Source organism: Ruminiclostridium herbifermentans (genome assembly GCF_005473905.2).
Lineage (GTDB): Bacteria > Bacillota > Clostridia > Acetivibrionales > DSM-1351 > Ruminiclostridium > Ruminiclostridium herbifermentans.
In genome coordinates this window covers 3,629,360-3,653,393 of sequence record NZ_CP061336.1, presented here as the reverse complement: position 1 = coordinate 3,653,393, position 24,034 = coordinate 3,629,360, and the positions used below count along the sequence as shown (strand labels likewise).

At 34.3% G+C, this 24,034-nt stretch carries 14 protein-coding genes and 1 pseudogene; 13 read left to right on the top strand and 2 right to left on the bottom strand.

Going from position 1 to position 24,034, the window contains the following annotated elements; translation table 11 throughout:
- The first annotated feature begins 21 nt into the window (after positions 1-21).
- The 3 genes and pseudogenes from EHE19_RS14600 (at position 22) to EHE19_RS14590 (ending at position 5,204) form a co-directional block, all read left to right on the top strand.
- Positions 22-1,326, top strand: a complete 1,305-nt coding sequence (locus tag EHE19_RS14600) for an ATP-binding protein (RefSeq protein WP_137696847.1) — start codon at positions 22-24, stop codon at positions 1,324-1,326.
- Between the two features lie 72 nt (positions 1,327-1,398).
- Positions 1,399-1,989, top strand: a pseudogene (locus EHE19_RS14595) (dTDP-glucose 4,6-dehydratase); the annotation flags it as partial.
- A gap of 497 nt (positions 1,990-2,486) precedes the next feature.
- Positions 2,487-5,204 (top strand): glycosyl hydrolase family 8, encoded by a 2,718-nt coding sequence (locus EHE19_RS14590; RefSeq protein ID WP_137696845.1) that lies wholly within the window; start codon positions 2,487-2,489, stop codon positions 5,202-5,204.
- A 300-nt stretch (positions 5,205-5,504) separates the two neighbouring features.
- On the opposite strand, the gene EHE19_RS14585 is transcribed toward EHE19_RS14590, so the two are convergent.
- Positions 5,505-6,488 carry a glycoside hydrolase family 43 protein gene (locus EHE19_RS14585; protein WP_137696844.1) on the bottom strand — a complete coding sequence of 328 codons (984 nt, stop codon included), beginning with the start codon at positions 6,486-6,488 and terminating at the stop codon, positions 5,505-5,507.
- A gap of 681 nt (positions 6,489-7,169) precedes the next feature.
- Here EHE19_RS14585 and EHE19_RS14580 point away from each other — a divergent pair.
- From EHE19_RS14580 to EHE19_RS14570, 3 genes are all read left to right on the top strand, one after another.
- Positions 7,170-8,225 carry a chorismate transformation FkbO/Hyg5 family protein gene (locus EHE19_RS14580; protein ID WP_137696843.1) on the top strand — a complete coding sequence of 352 codons (1,056 nt, stop codon included), beginning with the start codon at positions 7,170-7,172 and terminating at the stop codon, positions 8,223-8,225.
- A 219-nt stretch (positions 8,226-8,444) separates the two neighbouring features.
- Positions 8,445-9,101, top strand: a complete 657-nt coding sequence (locus EHE19_RS14575) for a dockerin type I repeat-containing protein (RefSeq protein WP_171003525.1) — start codon at positions 8,445-8,447, stop codon at positions 9,099-9,101.
- 894 nt (positions 9,102-9,995) lie between these two features.
- Positions 9,996-11,297, top strand: coding sequence for an endo-1,4-beta-xylanase (locus EHE19_RS14570; RefSeq protein ID WP_137696841.1), 1,302 nt, complete (start codon positions 9,996-9,998; stop codon positions 11,295-11,297).
- Positions 11,298-11,450: 153 nt separating this feature from the next.
- On the opposite strand, the gene EHE19_RS14565 is transcribed toward EHE19_RS14570, so the two are convergent.
- Positions 11,451-14,891, bottom strand: a complete 3,441-nt coding sequence (locus EHE19_RS14565) for a [FeFe] hydrogenase, group A (RefSeq protein ID WP_137696840.1) — start codon at positions 14,889-14,891, stop codon at positions 11,451-11,453.
- 722 nt (positions 14,892-15,613) lie between these two features.
- On the opposite strand from EHE19_RS14565, the gene EHE19_RS14560 reads away from it, so the two are divergent.
- The 7 genes from EHE19_RS14560 to sfsA all read left to right on the top strand — a co-directional run bounded on the left by EHE19_RS14560 (position 15,614) and on the right by sfsA (position 23,472).
- Complete coding sequence (locus EHE19_RS14560; RefSeq protein ID WP_137696839.1) at positions 15,614-16,867, top strand: chloride channel protein; 1,254 nt, start codon at positions 15,614-15,616, stop codon at positions 16,865-16,867.
- 206 nt (positions 16,868-17,073) lie between these two features.
- Positions 17,074-19,686, top strand: a complete 2,613-nt coding sequence (gene alaS / locus EHE19_RS14555; protein WP_137696838.1) for an alanine--tRNA ligase — start codon at positions 17,074-17,076, stop codon at positions 19,684-19,686.
- A 177-nt stretch (positions 19,687-19,863) separates the two neighbouring features.
- Complete coding sequence (gene asnS / locus EHE19_RS14550) at positions 19,864-21,216, top strand: asparagine--tRNA ligase (RefSeq protein ID WP_137696837.1); 1,353 nt, start codon at positions 19,864-19,866, stop codon at positions 21,214-21,216.
- Positions 21,217-21,577: 361 nt separating this feature from the next.
- Complete coding sequence (locus EHE19_RS14545) at positions 21,578-22,105, top strand: DUF6512 family protein (protein WP_137696836.1); 528 nt, start codon at positions 21,578-21,580, stop codon at positions 22,103-22,105.
- A 219-nt stretch (positions 22,106-22,324) separates the two neighbouring features.
- Positions 22,325-22,501, top strand: a complete 177-nt coding sequence (locus EHE19_RS14540; protein ID WP_171003524.1) for a hypothetical protein — start codon at positions 22,325-22,327, stop codon at positions 22,499-22,501.
- A 109-nt stretch (positions 22,502-22,610) separates the two neighbouring features.
- Positions 22,611-22,757 (top strand): hypothetical protein, encoded by a 147-nt coding sequence (locus EHE19_RS19620; protein WP_171003523.1) that lies wholly within the window; start codon positions 22,611-22,613, stop codon positions 22,755-22,757.
- Between the two features lie 34 nt (positions 22,758-22,791).
- Positions 22,792-23,472 carry a DNA/RNA nuclease SfsA gene (sfsA, locus tag EHE19_RS14535; protein WP_137696835.1) on the top strand — a complete coding sequence of 227 codons (681 nt, stop codon included), beginning with the start codon at positions 22,792-22,794 and terminating at the stop codon, positions 23,470-23,472.
- The last annotated feature ends 562 nt before the right edge of the window (positions 23,473-24,034 follow it).

Below are 24,034 nucleotides of genomic sequence, written 5' to 3'. Positions count from 1 at the left end.
TTGAAAGGTAAAGGATAATTAATGTACAGAGAAATAGCAAATTTGATTATATACCAATTGGATGAGGACAGTATTTTACTGAAAATAGCAAATATATTTAAGCATTTGGAAAATAATAATATTTCCGATACGCAGCTTACACAGGAGATTTATGCTCAAGTTAGAAGGCTTCTTGGTATTTCAACCCAATATGGCTTTGACAGAAACCTGTGGCAAAATTATCTTACTTTTATTTTGATGACTAATGAAAATCCTTTTAGCATAACCTGTGAAAAGATTGGTGCAAGAACGGGAAGTGTAAATGAATTTGCAAAAAATGATTTTAAGGTATATATGAAGCTGTTTCATTTTGACTTTTCAGAAATAGAGCGCAGGCTAGGAATTAATTGTTTTACTATGCTTTCTGACTATAATGCAGTCAGTAAAAATGAAAGAATGTACAACAAAAATGTTAGCGAAAAGGTTCAAGCTTTGAGTATAAAGCTTGAAAAGGCGAAGAATGAGGAGGAGTTCTTCATATATGTTACAGACTTTTATAAAGCCTTCGGAGTAGGAATGTTCGGACTTAACAAGGCATTCCGTATTATCAGTAATGAAAATGGAGCCTTAGAATTCTGTCCTATTAATAATATGGATAAAGTAATGCTTGATGATCTTGTTGGTTATGAATATCAGAAAAAGGAACTTATTAATAATACAGAAGCATTTGTTCAGGGAAGGAAGGCAAATAACTGCCTGCTTTCTGGCGACAGCGGAACTGGCAAATCAACTAGCATTAAGGCAATTGTAAATGCTTATTATGAGCAGGGGCTTAGAATGATTGAGATATATAAGCACCAGTTTAAGTATTTGTCATCTATTATTTCCACTATAAAGAACAGAAACTATAAGTTTATTATATACATGGATGATTTGTCCTTTGAGGAATTTGAAAGTGAATATAAGTTTTTGAAAGCAGTTATTGAAGGCGGTGTAGAAACCAAGCCTGATAACGTTTTGATATATGCCACATCAAACAGAAGGCATCTTATTAAAGAAACCTGGAATGACAGAAATGATATGGAAAGTAATAACGAAATTCATAGGTCGGATACAATGGAGGAAAAGCTGTCTCTGGTTAACAGGTTTGGCTGCATAATCAACTATTTCAAGCCCTCACGTAATGAATTTTTTAACATTGTGATGGAACTAGCAAGGAGAAATGGAGTTCTGATGAAGGAAGAGGAACTCTGTGCAGAGGCAAGCAAATGGGAAATGAGGCATGGAGGCTTATCTGGCAGGACAGCTCAGCAGTTTATTAATTATTGCCTCAGCAAGCAGAATTAAGAAGCATGTAGGTTAAAATGCTAGGAACTCAGGTTGTGCTTGATGCTGCCAGATAAAATGGTCTTCAAAGATTTTTTGCAGATTTCTACAGATGAGGTATATGGGTCTTTAGGACAAACAGGCTATTTTAGTGAGGAAACCTCAATTGCGCCTAATAGTCCATATTCAGCTAGCAAAGCATCGGCAGACCTGCTGACAAGAGCATATTTTAAGACCTATGGTTTACCTGTAAATATAACAAGATGCTCAAATAATTATGGACCCTATCAGTTTCCCGAGAAATTTATTCCTTTAATGATTCTGAACACTTTGAGAGATAGGAAACTTCCAATCTATGGTGATGGGCTTAATATACGTGATTGGATTTATGTGGAGGACCACTGTAAAGCCCTGGATTTAATTTTGCATAATGGTAAAGCAGGAGAGGTCTATAATATAGGTGGAGGTAATGAGAAGAAAAATATTGAGATTGCAAAATTGATCCTTAACCGATTAGGCAAGCCAGATTCTCTTATAAAATATGTGGAGGACAGATTGGGGCATGACAAAAGGTATGCCGTTGATTCATCAAAAATTCGAAAGGAGCTTGGATGGGAGCCTGAATATACCTTTGATAAAGGTATTGCCGACACAATTACCTGGTATTTGGAGAATAGAACATGATGGGAAGGCTTAAGCGACTAAATTTTTTAGCTAAGCATCCTATTTATCTAAGTTGTACTCGTGTACCAGCAGAATAAAAAGCAGGTTATCTGAAATTTACTTCAAAATAAGTTAGCACAATGTGGGAAATGAAACCGTTGTGCTAATTTTTTTACTATTCAGATAATCATAAAGTACTGATTTATTTTACTGGTACTTCCGTACAAACTTATCTAAATGGGCTACTTCTAACGAAAAATGTGTTGAATTTGGGCACTATTATGCAAAAATAGGGATAATATGATATAATATGGGAAGATAATGGAAGAGATTTAGTGCTATATTTTTCAATATTTTGCTGCGCCGAAATTCAGAGTTGATGTTATCAAAAAAAACTATCGACAAGAAATATTTTTGCTGATAGTAATTATCGTATATCTAAAAGAATTCCATTATCCATGTTTTATTTCTAATCAAAAAAGCGGGGTTGAAAAATTTTAGAAGGGGGATAATGTAGAATGAATTTAGAAAGTAGAAGGAAGAAAAGGCATCTGTCTGTAACAATTTTACTGGTAATTTCAATGCTTATAAGTTTTATGGGTATTCCAAGCTTTGCAGCAAATAATTCGGAAATGGCAGGGGCTAGTACTGAAAGGCAATACAGAAATGTTGCATATTTTACTTCATGGTGCGGTTACGCAAGAGAAGTTGAGGTGGGCAATATAAATCCTAATCTGTTGACACATATTAATTTTGCTTTTGCTAATTTATCAGCAGATGGTACTGTTACGGTTGGGGACCCGTGGATCGATACTCAAAAGCCCTATGGAGATGATACATGGCAGACTGAACTAAGAGGACACTTTGGACAATTGAAAAAATTAAAAGCGCAATATCCTCATATAAAAACATTGATATCGGTTGGGGGATGGACATGGTCAAAGAACTTTTCAGGAGTAGCAGCCGATGAAGCATTAAGAAAAGCATGTGCACAATCAGCTGTAGATTTTGTTGTAAAATATGACTTTGATGGTGTGGATCTTGACTGGGAATACCCTGTTGCTGGTGGGGATAACATCCCTCATAGACCAGATGATGGAGATAACTATATATTGCTTCTAAAAGAAATTCGAATGGCTCTTGATGCACAGGGGAAAAAGGACGGCAAGAAGTATTTGTTAAGTATTGCAGGAGCTGCTAGCCCGCAGTTTGTTGCAAATTGTAAGGTGGCAAGCATGATGCAGTATTTGGATTACATAAATGTAATGACCTATGATTATCATGGTGCTTGGGATACAACAACAAATCATGTTACACCGCTGTATGACGGTTCTTCTACAAGTTCGTTATGCGTTGCGGACACAATTGAAGAATACATAAAAGCAGGAGTAAAACCAGCTGATTTGAATTTAGGTTTAGTGTTTTATGGTAAGGGTTGGATAAATGTAAAGGATCCTAATGGTTCAGGATTATTCAAAAACGGCTCTGCGGCAACATCAGCTGGTTATGGATACGGTACTTGGGAAGGCGCATCTTTTGACTATTGGGATATTGAAGAAAATTATGTTGGCAAAAACAACTATGTTCGTTATTGGGATGATACTGCAAAAATGCCTTATTTATATAACGGCAGCACATTTATTTCATATGATGATAAAGAGTCATTGGGATATAAAATTGATTACTTAATGGAAATGGGACTTGGAGGTGCAATGTTCTGGGAATTTTCCTGCGACAAGAATTTAGTACTGCAAGAATTTGTTGCTGATAGGCTTGGAATAAATAATGGTGAAATTGTAGATGAGCCTGAAACACCGCCTGTAGACGTTAAGTACTATGGTGACTTAAATGAAGATGGTTTTGTAGATTCAATTGATTTCGCATTGCTGAAGTCATATCTTTTAGGCAAAGAAAGCTCCATAAGTATGGAAGCTGCAGACATCAATGCTGATGGAAGTATAGATGCTATTGATTTAGCAAACCTAAAGCTAATATTATTGGAAAATCGTACACCTCAGCCCATTGAGCCTAAAAATACAGTTTTATTGCCAAGTGTAGGAATAAATGCAATGACTGAGGTAACTAAGAAATTCTATGATGTATGGAAGAAAGCCTATCTAGTAAGAAATCCGTATACTCAGGATGTTCAGTATTATGTATGGTATAGCGGACAGAAATACAATCCTAACAACCCTCCAGCAGGAGCAGGTGTGGCTGTTACTGTTTCAGAAGCTCATGGATATGGGATGCTTATTACAGCCTTAATGTCAGACTATGATAAAGATGCGAAGAGCATTTTTGACGGGCTTTACCGTTTCTATAAAGCTCACCCAAGTTCTATAGGCACTAACCTTATGGCATGGCAGCAAGCAGATAACGGCAAAAAGATTTTTGACTGTGAAAATGACGGGTACTATGCCACAAATACTCCTGATTCTGCAACAGACGGAGATATAGACATTGCATATGCTCTGCTGCTTGCAGATGCAAAGTGGGGAAGTAGTGGTGAAATTAATTATAAGAAGACTGCACTAGCCATTATAAATGAAATAATGACATATGAAGTCAACAAAAAGGACTGGACACTTCAATTAGGTTCCTGGTGCAGCACAAGCAGCTATAATGACGACTATTATACAGCAACAAGATGTTCAGATTTTATTATGCAGCAGCTTAAAGCATTTGCCCAAGTAACAGGTAATAATGACTGGAATAAGGTAATAGATAAATCCTATTCTATTGCATTAGATATTATAAAAAGGAATGGATATAACACAGGCTTGTTACCTGATTTTGTAATTAAATATACTGATGGTTCTTATGGGCCTGCTTACGAATATTTCTTAGAAGATGTGACTGATGACGATTATGCATATAATTCATGCCGTACTCCTTGGAGATTTGCAACAGATTATATTATGACAGGCGATAAAAGGGCAAAAGAAATTCTTGATATGCAAAACAGCTGGATTATGAAGTCTACTGGCGGTAATCCTTATAAAATAATGGGAAGCTATGACCTTAAAGGAAATCCCCTTGTTAATTATAATGATACATGCTTCACATTGCCTTTCTTTTTAGCGGCAATGTGCCAAGATAGTTCAGTACCAGGTGCCCAGAAATGGGTGGATTCCCTTTGGGCGGCTTCTTCTGATATTGAAGCCTATGATTATTATGGAGACAGTATAAAAATGCTTACACTCATTACAGCAAGCGGGAAATGGCAAAAGCCTTGAATGAATTTATTTAGTTAGAGTTTATTTGTTTTTGTGAAAGTAATCTAAAATAACTAAAGCCCTTATTCTAATATAACTTGGAATAGGGGCTTTAGTTTATATTGGGGGGTGTTAAAACAACTTTCACATATAAAAATCTATTGTTGTGAGAGAAGTATCACTGGTTTGCTGCCTACTAAACCAACTTGTTTTTGAAAATTATTAACTTTCATAAAATAAGTTTCTCACATCTATAAATTTAAAATGTAAAAGTTGAAATATTTTTTAATTTTTTATTTAATGTATGGCTTTGGTTGGTAATTAATCTTCATAAGGTTTAATAGTTTGAATTGTACCATCTTCATTGTACTTTAATTCTGTAAATTTAACACAACGCTTATGGTTAACTCCGCCTGAGTATGAGCTGTCATGATAGAATAAATACCATTTATCTTTAAATTGGACAATAGAATGATGAGTTGTCCAACCAATAACAGGCTCTAAAATTCTTCCTTTATAGGTAAAAGGCCCTTTAGGGCTTTTACCTATAGCATAAACTAAATAATGGGTATCTCCTGTAGAATAGGATAAATAGTAATATCCATTATACTTATGCATCCATGGTCCCTCAAAGTATCTTTTGTCACGCTGACTTGCAGTAAGAGGATTACCGTCTTCGTCAAGAATAGTAATTTCTTGAGGCTTCTCTTTAAAAGTAAGCATGTCATCGCTTAATTCTGCCACCATAGGGCCCAAAGCTGGTTCATTATCTGCGGGGCCAGCTGCATCAGGAATGAAAGTGCCAGTTTGCCATCTTTCTAATTGTCCTCCCCAAAGACCCCCAAAATAAATATATGATTTACCATCATCATCAACATATACAGCAGGATCTATACTGAAGCTGCCTGGTATGTAATTAGGCTCTGCCTTGAATGGACCTGCAGGATTTTTACTGGTTGCAACGCCTATACGGAAAATACCCTCTTTGTCTCTTGCGGGGAAGTACAAATAATAAGTACCATTTTTGAAAGCGGCATCAGGTGCCCACATTTGCTGGCTTACCCATGGCACATCCTTCATGTGAAGTGCTTCACCATGGTCAATGCAAGGAGCATCTATATCATCCATTGATAAAATATGATAATCCTCCATTCTATACTGGTCACCATTGTCATTATCAGGCCCATCATGATCTAGATCATGAGAAGGATAAATATAAATTTTATCCTCGAAAACATGTGCTGAAGGATCAGCAGTAAAGATATGGGTTACTAAAGGCTTATTTTGATTGCTATTATTACTCATAGTTACCTCCATGCCTCTATGGCAAATTATTATTATAATATCAGTGGAGAACACTGATGTATATGCACATTAATTTGAAAAATTTTTGCTTTTTGACTTAAAACCTTCATATTGATAAAAAACACTTATAAGACAACTGATATTAGCATAAAAAGAGTTGTTTTAAGTATCTTCATATTAGTTTATCACGAATAATCTTTCTATACTTTACATATTTTGTCTTGTTTTGCGCATTTATTTACATTTATCATTTCAATATTAAATAATATATTGTAAAATTGGATTTGGATAGCATGGATAAATTTGTAACTACTTGAATAAAATCAATAGTTGATATTTGAAAAAGCTATTCTTAATCTTAATACCTATGGAAAGGCTATTTTAATTAATCTTCCTTCATGTATTTGGGTATTTAACAAGGTTATTAAGCCGAATTTATCATGTAATTAATATGTAAATTTACTAGTTTATCAATTTTCGCTGATATGGTTAATGTATGGTGAATATATGCAAAATACCCCAAGATGCTGAGAATGAACAATTGCTAGCTCCTGAAAAACTTACTATATAGAAAATTTATCTAATAAACATTTGTAAGTGGTCAGAAACGATAGCCATTTTATATGTAAGATTGAGTAAATAATTAAAAGCTTTAAAATTATAGTGGGGGGTATATGTATAATGTTTAATGTATCAAAAGAAGAGATTAGTAAGGGTACTATTTCAAATGAAGAATTTCCAAAAGTTAATGTACATTTAATTCCAGCGGATTTGATTAGACTGAAGGAGATTCAAAAAAAGGAAAATATTCTTGGAGTAATAAAATTCAGTGATTTAAATGAACACGAAGATCTTAAAATTCTAGGTGAAGATTTACCTACAATGAATATAAAGATGAAGCCATTTATGGAAAATGCATTTTATGAAATTTGGACATCAGATCAGCCCATCAACTATGGAAATAATGAAATATTGAAATTTGCGTGTGATGGATATCATCATTTTTTAACAGTAAATATTAAAGAACAAAACAGGGACTTGCGTGAGATTGGAAGGCTGGCATATGACTCCATATTTGAAATTCTTAAAAGAAATAACTATTCAAATATATCAAGAGTATGGAATCATATTCCAAATATAAATGAATTTTCAGATGCGAAGGAGAGGTACACTAAGTTTTGTCACGGAAGGGCTGAATCCTTTGAAGTAAACGGGAATATTTATCCTGCAGCAACTGGAATAGGATGTAGGGGTGACAGCTTATGTATTTATATGCTATCTACGGTACAAAACATACAGAAATACATTGAAAACCCCAATCAGACTCCAGCCTATAAATATCCTCCGAAATATGGGATAAAGTCTCCTAGCTTTGCAAGAGCTACATATACCAATTACAATTCCTTAATTTCAAGATTATATATTTCTGGAACGGCTAGTATTTTAGGCTCTGATACAGTACACGTGGGAAATGTTGGAAAACAATGTGAGACTACACTAGAAAATATAAGGGTTTTAATTTCTAGTTCAAATTTAAGTAACTATGGGATAAAAGAGAACTTTACGCTTGACAATATAGATTGTATAAAGGTCTATATAAAAAATAATGAGGATTTTGAAGTAATAAAAGATATTTGCAGCAATGCGTTTTCTAAAAATAGGTCAATTGCTTATTTGAAAGCAGATGTGTGTAGAAATGATTTGCTTGTTGAGATTGAGGGCATTGTACAGAAATAGCTTCAAATTTAAATCTATTGATACTATTTTCTAATGGAAATGAAAATTTCTATTTTTAACAGTTTATTGTTGATAATTAATCATTCTATAATAAAATTAGCAAAAATATATTGACAAACAAATAATGTAATAAAAAAAGCGATATTAAAACCTAATAATGACAAATAAACCAAAATAAGGTATAATGTAATTAACAAAATAAGTTTGGGGGGGATGATAATGTTCAAAAAGGCAAAGATTTTGGTTGTAATAACGGTTATTTGCTCGCTACTGTTAGGAAGCACCATGGTATTTGCTTCAGATTTACCTGTGGTGGCAGAGTCTGAAAGTGAAATTGTTTATGGGGATGCCAATGGTGACAAATATGTAGATGTATTAGACATAGTATATATTAAGAATTATCTTTTGGGGAAGGTAGATTTTAAATCATCAGACAACTTTATAGCAGCAGATGTAAATGGGGATGAAGGAGTAGATAGTCTTGATATGTCACTTATAAAACAATATCTTCTTGGAACAATTGTAATTTTCCCTGCAGAAAAAATGAAAATGTGGGTTCTATATACTCCAAAGAAAGAGGACATAACATATCACATAGAAGAGACTTCTGATGGAAGGTATCAGATTGTGTTTGAAGTTCTCTTCCCGTCTTCTGGTTATATGATTGAGTATACTGACGAATTAGCGGTAGCTCTTGGAACATTGCCAGATGGAGGGACGTTGATTTCTCTTCGCCCAATAAATGGACCTATTTTCTGGAAATATTTAGGTCCTTCTCTTACAGTTATGACAACAAAAAGAATTGTGTACACATTAAGTGGTAAGGGTAACTACACATTTGAATTGCTGGGAACATGGTATAACTTTACTATTTAGTGATGGATGATGATGCTTGTTTCAAAATTAATGTGTGGTAGTTAAAAAAAATGCTAAATAAGCTATAAAAAAGAGAAATAAATTTGTGAATACCATATATGTTAGTATTTGATTTTGTTTAAATAATACCTAATTATTTAATAACAACTTTCTAAACTAAATAAATACAAATTATATTAGGGCTTACTATATTTTTAGTAGGCTCTTTTCTATAGTGTAAATATTGTTTAGGTGTAATAAGTAAATAGCATTTACATTGGAAAACGGCTGAACTATATAATTACATAAGTTTTACAGTGTTTATTTCATTATGTTATTAATCATGGATGGTGAATGGTAAAGGCAGTTCAAAGAATAATGTTCTCTAGACTCAAAAGAGCAGCGTGTAAGTGCATCATCCATATTAGCAAAAAACGCATGTGTATCTTAAGACTTAAAAGAGCATCATGTAAGCAGCATCCACATTGACAAAACCGCATGCGTATCTTGAGACACAAAAGAGCACCATGTAGGCGCATCACCCATATTAGCAAAAAACGCATGCGAATCTTAAGCCTCAAAAGAGCAGGTATGTAAGCAGCATCCACATAAAAAACGCTTGCGTTTTTTGAAACTCGAAAGAGCACTATGTATGTACAAACTATAATTTTGAGTTGGTTATATATAGATATAGTGGAATGTATATACATAAAATGGTATAATTATATCATAAATTATAATTTTTTGAACCTTGACAATTTAATAGTTAGGTGTTCTTTATTCCACATAATATAATGCGGATTTTGACGCCTAAAAATTTTTTGAAGAAATCATATTTATTAAAAAACAACTAGCTCAGTGCAGATATTTTTTCATTTATGCTTTGAGCGAAGAGAAGGAGTGAAAGTAACTAAAATGAGTAAATTGAGAAAAGGTATTTTGTTTTTAACAGCGTTCTCTATGTGTATGCAGATATCCTGCATAGGAGGTGCAAATGTTTCAAAAGCTGCAGAACAGACTGATTTGCCCCTTCGCGTATTGGCAGAGCAATTAAGAAGTCAGGGAAGAGAATTTTATATCGGAGCAGCAATTCCGTCAAATTTCAGCAGTAGTGACCAAGCAATTGTAAAAAGAGAATTTGATATTGTTACATGTGAAAATGACATGAAAATTGGTACAATTTCACCAAACCAAGGTCAATATAATTATAGCGGCGGAGATAGCTTGGTGAATTTTGCGAGAGCTAATAATATGCTTGTTCATGGTCATGCTTTTGTATGGCACAAATATAACCCCTGGTGGGTAGATGGCACAAAGACCATGATGGAAAATTATATAAATGCTGTAGGAACACATTTTAAAGGCGAGATATATGTGTGGGATGTAGTAAATGAAGCATTCCACAAGGATGGTACTTATCGTATTAATGCAATTGGAACAAATGGACAAGATGGGGCTTCTGTATTTGGTCAAAGACAAGGTAAAAAGTACATAGAAGATGCATTTATAGCGGCACGTAAGGTTGATCCTAATGCAAAGCTTATATATAACGATTATGATTTAGAAACTAGGCCAGCCAAGTTTGAAGGCGTTTATGAGATGGTTAAGGATTTTAAGGCTCGTAATATTCCTATTGATGGTGTAGGTTTCCAAATGCACTTAGGTCCTAACTTCACTAAAGCTGATGCAGATAGATTTGCAGAGCAAATGCAGAGATTAGCAGATTTGGGTGTAGAAAGCTACGTAACAGAAATGGATGTAGGATGTCCAGATTCAACACAAAACGGACTCAATAAACAGGCAGAAATATTTGGCTGGATTACAAAGGCATGTTTAGAGCAGCCTTACTGCAGAGCTCTTCAGGTATGGGGAATAAGAGATTCTCAATCATGGCGTATAAATCCTGAGTCTCCAGAAGACAGAGCCATAGCTCCACTTATTTTTAACGATAGTGGTGCGAAAAAACCAGCATACTATGCTATACAGGCGGCTATGGTAGAAGCTGTTAACAATCCGCAGACTAAAGTGGTTGAAGGAGATGTAAATGGCGATAAGGTTTTTGACGCTATAGATTTTGCTATATTCAAAAAGATTTTATTAGGCAATATTGAGACTACTTATGATAAATGGAAGGAAGCTGCAGACTTAAACAAAGACGGAGCATATGATGCAATTGACTTTGCTTTGATGAAAAAGAAGCTTCTTGAACAGAACTAATTTATGGCTGTTTAAATAAAATTTAAAGCTGAAAAACGGAAGTAGAAGCAATAGCTAAAACAATAGATTATATTTAATACCCCCATCAATAAATTTTGATGGGGGTATTAATAATTTTACTGTAATAAAAATCACTAACAATTTTGCTTGTAATTACGCTTTAACTATATCATATAAATTATTTATTGATGGTACTTCAATTTGTTCTCCATCAAGTGAAACATAAACACCTTCGCCAGTGTGAGATTCCTTTAAGCGGATTGTCTTAACTGCTATAAATGAATCCATTTTTTGATCTTTGACTACATTTGTTAAATTCTCATAGAGTTCCTTTGCACCTTTTGAAGTACACTTATCACACATACATACAGTTAAATCATGTGTTTTAAAAGCAGAATCTGCTTTCTTTAGCGTATTATCACAGCCACAAGTGCCAAATACAGGTGTATAATGTGTGTGCAGCAGCTTGTGTGCAAGTTCGGAATTAGCTTCACCGTAGAAGTCCTCATATAGCCTTAGTATGTCAGGATTTTCTTGTGATTTACGATATTTTGATGTCTTATCAATATTCACAAGTACATTTTGACGTTTTTCTAAGGAATCAATTTTTTCTGGAACAGGATGGCCGGCACCACAGATACATCCTCCTGGACATGCCATTACCTCTATTAAATCATAGCCAACCTCTTCACCTTTAATAATTCTCTCAACTATAGGCTCTGCATTTTTTAAACCGCTTATTACAGCTACACGTACTTTTGTTCCATTAGCTTCAACAGTTGCCTCTTTCACACCTTCAAAGCCTCTGATTTCTTCGAAATCAAGGTGGTCTGTAAGTACATTACCTGTGAGCTTTTCAACTGCCATACGAAGAGCTGCTTCAGCAACACCGCCAGAAGCACCAAAGAGGATACCAGCACCTGAAACCTGCTTGTATGGTTCATCAAACTCTTGTGGAACAATAGCTTTTGTATCAATGAATTTCAATTCTGCCATTCTTATCATTTCGCTTGAGGTTATTACAGCATCTACGTCACGAATTCCTTCAGGCGCAAATTCTGGACGGTAAGCCTCAAATTTCTTTGCGATACATGGTACAATAGATACTACATAGAGATCCTTTTTATCTATACCGCTAATCTTTGAATAGTGATTTTTTACTGTTGCACCCATCATCATCTGAGGAGATTTACAGGTTGAAAGATGAGGTATAATCTCAGGATATTTTCTTTCAACATAATTCACCCATCCAGGACAACAGGAAGTAAACTGAGGCATAACACCTTTATTTTCAACTCTTGTTAAAAATTCAGTAGTTTCTTCAACTATTGTTAAATCAGCAGCAAATGTGAAATCAAATACTTTATCAAAACCTAGCTTTTTGAGTAATCCAGCCATATATGGTGAAGCTTCATCGTATGTTACACCATAATGAGAGGATACAATACTTCTAACTGCTGGTGCAACAAAGGCAACTACAGTCTTTGTTGGGTCGTTGATGGCATTGAATACCTTACCTCTTTCTGTACGTACTCTTAGGGCACCGCAAGGACAAGCATTTACGCATTGACCACAGCTAACACACTCAGTTTTTTCCAATGGAAGACCGCTCTTTGTTCCAACTAGCTGACGTCCTTGCTTCATATAATAGGACAATACATCAGGGCCTTCTACCTCAGCACATGCAGCTATACAGCGTCCACAGGATATACATTTGTTGTGGTCACGTACAATAAATGGATGATCCTTTACTATTGGAATTAATGGTCTTTCATGAATTGGTTTTGCAAATTCTATACCATGAGTAGTTGCTTCGTTTCTCAAGCTGCAACCATAACGCTCACTACAGCCGCATTGTAAGCAACGCATAGCCTCTTCCTTTGCAGTTTCTTCAGATAAACCTAATTCAACCTCTTTAAAGTTGTTTTTACGCTCTTCAAGTGAGAGTGAAGGCATTTTTGCACGCTCAACTTTTGGCATACTTTCAAATTCCCATTTTGGAAGGTCTTCCATTGAGCCACGGCTGCAACTGTAGTCTATTTGAGATTCCTTGATATATCCATGCATCAAGAAATTGTCCATAGCTTCAGCAGCACGACGACCAGCTCCAACTGCTTGTATAACTGTTGCAGGACCTGTTACGCAGTCTCCGCCTGCAAATATGTTAATTTCTGAAGTTTGGGATGTTTTCCCGTTAACTTCAATATCTCCCCATTTATTGAGTTTAACAGGAAGGTCGTTATATAAGAACTGTGTATTTGTACTTTGACCAATTGCACCTATAATAGTATCTGCTGGAATAGATGTCTCGCTGCCTTCAATTGGAACAGGACGACGACGACCTGAACGGTCAGGCTCACCTAAAGTCATTTTGATACATTTGAGCATTTTTCTGCCGTTTTCCATATAAATGCCAGTAGGTGCCATCAAGAATAGCATTTCAACACCTTCGTGAAGTGCTTCTTCAACTTCATATGGCTCAGCAGGCATTTCTTCTTGAGTACGACGATAAATAAGTTTTACAGATTTAGCACCTTTACGAAGAGCTACACGAGCACAGTCAATTGCTGTGTTACCACCACCGACAACAATAGTATCACCTAGCTTTATATCTGCACCTTTTGTTTCTTGTTCGAGATAATTAATACCAAGCCATACTCCTTCTAAATTTTCACCTTCTATGCTCATTGGAGTAGCACGCCATGAACCAATAGCAAGATATACAGCATCGAAGTCCTTATGTAGGTCTTCAAGGTGTATATGTGTTCCAAGAGCTTTTCCTGTCATTATTTTAACGCCTAATTTTTTCATTATATCAATTTCTTTATCTAGAGTAGCCTTTGGAAGACGATATTCAGGAATACCGTATCTCATCATACCACCAGCATGTGGCTGACGCTCAAAAACTGTAACATCATGACCGTTAATAGCACTATAATATGCTGCAGAAAGACCTGATGGTCCTGCGCCTACTATTGCTATTCTTTTACCTGTGCTTGTTTTTTTCTCTGGTAGCCAAGGATTGCCAGTATTCATATCCAAATCGGCAACAAAACGCTTAACATAATTGATTGCAACAGGAGAATCAACAAGATTACGTCTGCATTGTGCTTCACATGGATGAGGACATACACGGCCGCATACTACAGGGAATGGATTTCTGTCTTTAATAACCTTAAGGGCTTCTTCAAAATTACCAATTCTAGCGTGGCGAAGATATGCTTGGATATCTATATTAGCAGGACATGTCATTACACATGGTGCAACACAGTCTGCATTGTGGTCAGATAGCATTTGCTCTAAGCGTATCTTTCTGTAATTTTGCAATTTTTGGGTGTTTGTAAATATGACCATACCTTCTTTTATAGGGGTCTGACAAGCTTTTACTTCTTTTCTTGCATCTTTGTCTTCAACTTCAACGACACATAATCCACAGTTACCATTTGATCTTTCAACTCTTATATCGTAGCAAAGATGTGGAATATGAATATCTTCTTGAAGCAGTGCTTGTAGAATAGTAAGATTGTCATATACTTCTACTTCTCGGTCATTTACAGTAACTTTAATTCGTTTGTGATTTGCAAGTGATTTCATGTTTCCTCCATAATGTTTATTTTATTTAAGATATTATGAAAAAAGGTATTATGAATACCATTGTTTAAAATTTATCAATATACAAAGTATAACAAATATTTTCGAATTAATAAACTATTTTATAAGAGAAAGTATAATTTACGGAGAAAATAAAATGTGGTTTGAAAAATTCAAAGAATTTAGGCTTAAGAGACCTATTACAGCAAATTATAATTGTAAAAGATAGTAGAAATTAATTGTAAAATGATATAATAATTAGTAAATATAATTATCTCAAAACTCCCAGTTGAGAATACAGCTTAAAGCTTAATAACATCAGGAGTGACAGTAAACTAATATTGGTAAAAATTGCTTTCGTTATTATGAGACTCGAAAGTTTACCACGTAAGCCATATACTTTCTGATTATTTTTGTTATATTGTCAATAAACCGGTGATAATATAAAGCATCAATAGATTTTATGGGCGAAAATTGAGTGGTTAGAAATTTTAAAATAGTTAACAAAAGGAGACTAGTTAGATTACTAGATTCAAGAAGATTATATCATTATTAGTTTTAACTTTAATATTGACCAGTACAATATCAGATTAATCATTTGCTATTGATACAAAGACTGTAAAATTTGAATCAGTGGATGTTGGTAACAGGTTTACAATTGCACTAAAGAGTGAAAGTTATAATTGATTACGCTATATATAGCAAAATTGAAGGTTGGATAAAAGATGGACGTAATAAAAATAAAGATTAAATCTGCACTAAATTATATCTTAACATTTTTAAGATGGGTTGTGCTTGCTAGCATTACAGGCTGTGTAGGTGGAATTATAGGAACGGTATTTCATAAAAGTGTTGAATTGGTTACAGAGATAAGATTATCAGATGGATTTATGATATTTTTGCTGCCATTAGGAGGACTTTTAATAGCAATACTTTATAAAAAATGTAATATAAGCGATAACACCGGTACAAATTATATAATCGAATCTATGCGAACAGATGATAAAGTACCTGTTAGAATAGCACCTTTGATATTTGTAAGCACAGTAATAACTCATTTGTTTGGAGGCTCGGCAGGAAGGGAAGGGGCTGCCTTACAGCTAGGAGGTGGAATTGGTTCTCAAATAGGACGAATTTTTCATTTAGATGATAAGGACACAAATGTTATTGTAATGTGTGGAATGAGCAGTGTTTTTTCAGCATTGTTCGGAACTCCATTGACGGCTGCCATATTTGCAATGGGAGTAATAAGTATAGGTATTACGTATTACTCTACATTTTTACCTTGTCTTGTTGCATCAATTGTCTCATATCTGATCTCAATATATTTTGGTATAAAACCTATTAGGTATGTATTGAGTTCTGTACCTGACCTTTCACTTAATTCCATAGGTTATACTGTCTTACTTGCTGCACTTTGTGCATTGCTGAGTATAGTATTTTGTGTAACAATGAGAAAAACAGAAGTCATATTTGAAAAAATAAAGAATAAATACTTACGTATTTTCACAGGTGGTATTTTAGTAGTTTTACTTACTCTTATTGTTGGTATAAGGGATTATAATGGAATTGGTATGGATATAATAGAGAATGCAATGATTGGTAATGCAAATCCAGAAGCATTTTTACTTAAGATTATATTTACAGCTTTAACTATTGGTGCAGGCTATAAGGGAGGAGAAATTGTACCTACATTTTTTATTGGTTCAACATTTGGCTGTACATTTGGAATTATTTTTGGAATTAACCCTGGCTTTTGTGCTGCAATAGGTCTTATTTCACTGTTTTGTGGTGTATTAAATGTACCAATAGCTGCTATTGTTTTAAGTGTAGAAGTATTTGGCTCAGAAGGACTGCTGCTATTTGCTATTGCATCAAGCGTGAGTTACATGCTGTCAGGATACTATAGTTTATACAGAAGCCAAAAAATAATATATTCAAAATTGAAGACTGAATTTATAAATATAAATGCAAAGTGATATAAATTAAGTATAATATGAGGTCCATGCTTCATATGGAGAAAATTAGGGAACAATTACAACATCCACGAAAATAAAAGGCTGTTTTTAAGAGTAAATAATTTGTCAAAACAGGATACAATATGCATTGTTTATTGATATTAAGCGCAGTATATGATATAATTCATAGCTAATTGGGAAGATTTATTTTGATTTGGAGGAGCAATATGTATAAGATTACAAGTGATGAAATCAGAACAATATTTTTGGAGTATTTCCAAAAACATAATCATAAAAAGATATCAGAGTCTTCTGTAATTCCTGAAAACGATCCTACATTATTATTCATTAATTCCGGAATGGCTCCATTAAAGAATTATTTTACTGGAGAAGAGGTTCCACCTGCCAGCAATCTTTGCAATATTCAACCTTGTATTAGAACAATCGATATTGATGATATAGGTGACAGACATCATCTTACTAGCTTTGAAATGTTAGGCAGCTGGTCCTTTAACAACTATTTTAAAGAAGATGCAATTAAGCTTGCCTTTGAATTACTTACAGAAGGCTTTAAAATTCCAAAAGAAAAATTGTACGCTACTGTATTTATGGGTTCGAAGGAATTGAATCTAGAGCCTGATACTGAATCTATTGAAATATGGCAAAAAGTTGGTATGGATAGAAGCCATATTGTTCCTCAGCCCTTTGAAGATAATTTTTGGGGGCCAACTGCTGAAACTGGCCCATGCGGACCTTGTACAGAAGTGTTTTATGATACAGGAGAAGAGTTTGGAGAGGCTTATGTAGAAGGCGGAGTATTTGATACTAAAAAGCGTTACATTGAAATATGGAATGCTGGAGTATTTATGCAGTTAAATAAATTAGCTGATGGAACCTATGAACCACTGAAGTTTAAAAGTGTTGATACAGGTGCAGGCTTAGAGAGACTTACTATGACACTAAATAAGCTTAATTCTGTATATGAGATAGATTCACTTCGCCCAATAGTAGAGATTATAAAGAAGCAGTGTGCAAGCTTAAATCCAGATTCCGATATACCTGAGCAAAAAATTAATATTCTATCAGATCATTTAAGAACAGTTACTATATTATTGGCTGCTGGAGCTGTCCCAAGTAATACAGGAAGGGGATATGTACCACGTAAGCTTATTCGCAAATGCTGTACTATTCTTGCAAAATATAAGATGGACAACTTCAATTTCCAAGAAGTATTAGACAGAGTTATTGAACACTATAAGAAGTATTACAGCCATTTCGAGACTAACAGGAAACAGATACATGATGTATTCAATAAAGAGGTAGAAAGCTATTCTGCTGTTTTAAAGGATGGAACTGCTAGAATCGAGAAAATGTGTGAAGGCAAAACAACTATCTCTGGAAAGGATGCTTTTGTCTTAGTAACTTCTTATGGCTTGCCATTTGACTTTATACAAGATTATGCTGCTGAGCATGGAATGACAATTGATAAGGAAGAGTACGATAATGAAATCAAGCATCACAAAGAAATATCCAAATTAGGTAATAATGAAGAGGGTGGAAGTGGAAACAGCTTGGAAGCACTGAAAGGTATGGCTGCTAATTTCACCAAAACAGTTTTTGTTGGATATGAGGAATTATCATGTACTGGTCATGTAATTGGTATTATTAAGGATAATGAAGAAGTAGAAGCTGCTTTGGCAAATGAACAGGCAATTATTGTAACAGACAAGAGCTGCTTTTATGCTGAGAGCGGTGGACAGATTGCCGATACTGGTGTGATGGATAGCGGTGACATGCAGCTTCAAGTAACTGACGTGAAAAAAGTTGATGATATATTCTTCCATTTTGTAAATATATTAAATGGACAAGCTAGAATTGACCAAACTGTTAATATGAAGGTTGATGCTGAACGCAGAACAAAAATAGAAGCAAATCACTCAGCAGTTCATTTACTGCAAAAGGCATTAAGAATTCATTTAGGAGACAGTGTAAAGCAAGCAGGTTCACTTGTTACAGATGATAGGCTGAGATTTGATTTCCATTGTGACAAGAAGTTAGAAAGTGATGTTTTAGATGCAATTGAAGCAACTGTAAATCAGTTTATCAGTGAGAATTATACCAGAGATGTAAAGGAAACCACATATGAACAAGCTGTAAAAGAAGGTGCTTTGGCTTTCTTTAGCGATAAGTATTCCGACTTAGTTAGAATGGTTTCTTTTGGAGATGTATCAAAGGAACTATGTGGAGGAACTCATATATCGTCAACTGGTAGAATTGGTTTTTGTAAAATAATTTCCGAGGAAAGTGCGGGAAGAGGCATTAGAAGAATAGTTGCACTGACTAGAAAGGAAGCTGTGGCTTATGTTCAGGAAGAACTGAAACTATTAAATGATATTTCTGCAAAATTGAGAGTACCTAAAAAGCAAATTCTCTCTAAATTAGATACATTGGGTACGAAAAAGGAACAACCTATTAATGTAGAATTTTCTGTTATGACTAAGGAACAGATAAGCAAGAAAACAATGCAGGGCGCAAACGGAATTTCTTATATGACAAACGAGTACGCTGCAATGACTGATGAGGTTCGTGATGAAGCAATTCGAGTAGCAGAGATTATTAAAGGAGTAGTTTGCTTCTACAGTATTGCTGATGGCAAGGTTCAATTAACGATTGCTATTGATAAAGAATTATCCAAAACTTGCAATGCAAATGGTGTTATCAAAAAGGCATTAGCATATCTTGATGGTAAGGGTGGAGGTTCTGCTTATCTAGCACGAGGCAGCGGAAATAATGCTAATGGCTTAAAAGATATGCTTGAAAACTTCAAAACATTTTTTTAAGTAGGTTTGATAATTATTGGTAATTATTGTTGAATTAAATTAGTTTGATTACATTGTAATGTTGGTTTGCCTCCATCTTATAAAAAAAGATGTGCAGGCTTGCCAACTTGCTTTGTTTATTTAGAATATATGATTTAATATAGAACACCTAATATTAGTTAGAAAGGAAAGTAAAAAATGTATATTAATGATTTGTACGGTGATCAGAAAGCGAGTATTGGCAAGGAAGTAAAACTTAATGGTTGGATAAGAAATCATAGAAAGCAGAAAAAAATGGGCTTTATTGATTTCTTTGATGGTTCATGTTTTAAATCAATTCAAATTGTATATGAAGATACTTTAGCTAATTTTGATGAAATACAGAGCATTCATATAGGTGCTGCTATTAGCATAGAAGGAACGGTAGTAGTTAGTGCTGTTAATGCTGACAATATTGAGATTAATGCTAGTAATATTATTTTAGTAGGTGATGCACCAGAGGATTACCCTTTACAGCCTAAAAAGCACTCAATTGAATTTTTACGTGAAATAGCGTATTTGCGTCCGCGTACAAGAGTATTTCAAGCTGTGTTTAGAATAAGAAGCTTAGCTTCAATGGCTATTCATGAATATTTTCATAATAAAGGTTATGTTTATGTGCACACTCCAATAATAACAGGAAATGATGCTGAGGGTGCAGGTAATACATTTACTGTTACTTGCTTGGAAAACAATAATTACGAAGAAGATTTCTTTGGTAAGAAAGCATCGTTGGCGGTAACTGGTCAGCTTGAAGGAGAAACCTTTGCAATGGCGTTTGGTAAGATATACACCTTTGGACCTACCTTCAGGGCTGAAAACTCAAACACAAAGACACATGCAGCTGAATTTTGGATGATTGAGCCTGAAATAGCATTTTGTGATTTAAATCAATTAATGGATATTGAAGAAGATTTCTTAAAGAGCATAGTTTCATATATATTGGACAAGGCAAAGGATGAATTGGAATTCTTGCAGGGCTTCACGAAAATTGACTTGTTTAAGCGTTTGGAAAAGTTAAAGGAATCAAAAATTGCAAGAGTTACACATAAAGAGGCAATAGAAATATTAAAAAAGGCACCAAACCAGTTTGTATTTACACCTGAGTTTGGCAAAGACTTAGCTCGTGAGCATGAAAAATATTTAACTGAAGAGTACTTTAATGGACCTGTATTTGTATACAATTGGCCAAAAGATATTAAAGCATTTTATATGTATCAGAATGATGATAATGAGACAGTAGCTGCTGTAGATTTATTGGTTCCAGATGCAGGGGAATTGATGGGCGGAAGCCAAAGAGAAGTAAGATATGACTTGCTTCGTGACAAGATGGAGAAATTAGGAATCAACACCGAGGAAATGTATTGGTATTTGAATCTACGTAAATTTGGTTCTTGTGACCATGCTGGATTTGGAATGGGCTTTGAGAGATTCTTAATTTATGTAACTGGTGTTGATAATATACGTGATGTAATTCCATATCCTAGAACACCAGGCTATTGTGAGTTTTAGAATTTGTTTTAGCCTGTATTGGACAATATTAATATATTTTAGGACTGTATAAAATAAAACTTCATATTTTAATTCAATTATACTCGTGGACATTATAATAACATAAAGACCAATAATACACTCAAATGTGTTATTGGCCTTTTTTTTTGAATTTTCGATTTTTTGAATTTTCGATTTTTTGAATTTTAGATGGTTGATTTTTAAAATTCTTGCATGACCCAATTAGTATTATCATAGGAATTTAAGGGAATACTTGAAGTTAACTTTTCTATGTGAAAATTGTTGGTGTAAACCAATAATGTAAACCTATAAATGGATAGTTGAGCAGATAGTTTAAAAATAATTTAAGGGGGAGTAATTAATGAGCTTTATAAAAAAACATATTGTCGGAGTCCTGTTTACCTTAGTAGCCGGCGCAATTCTGCATTTTGCATATGAATGGTCAGGCAATAATCTAATAGTTGCAATGCTTGCACCTATCAACGAAAGTGTATGGGAGCATTTAAAGATATTAGTTACACCAATGCTTTTTTATTTTGTTATTGAATATTTTACTTATGGCAAAAAAACAGCTAATTTTGTTCCCGTAAGAGTTTTATCAATTATTATAGGTATGCTTGTAATTATTGTTTCATACTATACTTATTCGGGTATTATAGGTAGTAAATATCTTGTCGCAGACATTGGAACTTTTGTTTTGGGAACGCTTGTGGCATACTGGGCTAGCTATAAAATGCTTCAGTCACAATATTTTGGGTCAAAAAAGGCTGATATATTGGGGTGGATAGGTCTGGTATTTTTAATTTTTATAGTTATAATATTTACTTTTTCACCTCCTCATATTGCTCTATTTAAGGATTTTAGTACAGGAGCTTATGGGCTAATATAAAAGGCAGCAAGCTTTTTGATTAAAATTTTTTGCTGGACAAATAGGGTTTATAGTTCAGCCTCATAATATGGATAACTAACTCAACTTTAGGATGGAAAGACAAGAACTGTTCAAGTTTTGATTCTAGACTCTATAAAAGTGCGCTAAAACATAGAGTATTTAAATTATAAATTTTGTGAAGCACGTGCGGGATATTACTATAAAGTTTGATGTGCTTAAATGAAAACAGCACAAGTTCTGAGAAAGCATATGCGGTATATTACTATAGAGTTTGATGTGCTAACTTGTAAATCGTGCAAGTCCAGAGAAGTCATGGGTGATATTACCGAAAAGTTTGATGTGCATGCTTGGAAACAGAACAAGTATAGAGAAAGCATATGCGGTATTTTACTATAGAGTTTGATGTGCTAACTTGTAAATCGTGCATGTATAGAGAAGTCATAGGTGATATTACTGGAAAGTTTGATGTGCATGATTGGAAACAGCACAAGTCCAGAGAAAGCATATGAGGTATATTACTATAGAGTTTGATGTGCTAACTTGTAAATCGTGCAAGCATAGAGAAGTCATAGGTGATATGACTGGAAAGTTTGATGTGCTTAAATGGAAACAGCACAAGTATAGAGTAAGCATATGCGGTATTTTATTGTAAGGGCTGGATTGTTATTAATAGGAGATTACATTAGATGAAATATAAAAACATACACAAAGCAAAATTTATTGAGCGTCCAAATAGATTCATTGCTTATGTTGAAATTGATGGAACCATTCAAATCTGTCATGTAAAAAATACTGGACGATGCAGAGAACTGCTTACGCAGGGGTGCACAGTTTATTTAGAAGAAAGCAGCAATGCAAGCAGAAAAACTAAATACGATTTAGTAGCAGCAGAAAAGGGTAAGTTACTTATAAATCTTGATTCTCAGGCGCCTAATACAGTTGTGAAGGAGTGGCTAGAAGCAGGAGGGCTATTTCCTAATCCTACCTTGATATATTCTGAGAAGAAGCATGGAAATTCTAGAGTGGATTTCTATGTTGAAGCAAAAAAACGTAAAGCATTTATTGAAGTGAAGGGAGTAACCCTGGAAGATAACGGTGTGGCAGCTTTTCCAGATGCACCAACAGAACGAGGAGTGAAGCATTTATATCATTTAATTGATGCTGTGCAAGAGGGATATGAGGCGTATATTATATTTGTTATTCAGTTTAAGCCTGTTAAGTATCTTATACCTAATGATGTAACTCACCTCCAATTTGGTAATGCACTAAGGGAGGCGGCAGCGGCAGGAGTTAAAATTCTAGCATTTGATTGTATAGTAACACCGGACACGCTTAAATTGGATCAAGTGGTGCAGGTTAAATTATGAATGATACGTCCTGTAATCTTGTAATAATAAAAGGTTAGCTTTATATAAAAAATTATTCTATGTCAATAGCTAAGGTAGACTGTGAACTGAAATTTTTGAAGGGCTGATTGCTTTTAACGAGGGATTGGCTTTTTGTATTTGCAGAGTATGCAGAATAATTTAAGCTGACTTTTTATTGATAAATAACGCGGTATTAATATTACTGTGTCTAATCAGTTACCTAATTATATTCAGGCTGTTTGTATTGCTTAATAAATATGATTTTAATATAGCAAAATCAATTGAAGCTGCAAAACAGTACTGCTTTGCTTAATGTCCGCAGCGCTAGCTAAATATCCTAGAAAGTTTGAATTTAAAAGATAATATTTTAGTAAGGCATAGTCATTTCTAACAATTTAGTAAGTTTTAGTTTTCAAAAATCTAAATCAGACAGTGTCAATTTCTACTCCATACTATGATGCTAATATTTGTGAGTTTCCATCGTTATATTATGATGACATTTTTATCTGTGTTCGGCATAGAACATTAAAATTAAAATAATTATAATAAATTATAAAAATCT